General features: G+C 65.8%; 1 pseudogene. It reads left to right on the forward strand.

Annotation, left to right across the window (positions count from 1 at the left end):
- Positions 1-237: pseudogene (locus ACLBX9_RS03185) on the forward strand (flagellin); the annotation flags it as partial.

Raw genomic sequence — 237 nt, forward strand, 5'->3', positions numbered from 1 at the left:
GGCAGCTCGAACCTGAACGTCGCCTCGGTCGACGCCACCGCCAGCGGTCTGGGCCTGTCCTCGATCACCAACTCGAACAGCTCGTCGAGCACGAACGGTCTGGGCAACTTCCTGCTGAACGCGGACGTGAACAGCACGCTGGCGACGCTGACCAAGGCGGGCAGCGCGCTCAACTCGGCGGCGAGCACGCTGGGCTCGAACCTGTCGGTGGTGCAGAACCGTCAGGACTTCTCCAAG

This window comes from Methylobacterium sp. A49B (assembly GCF_053346215.1).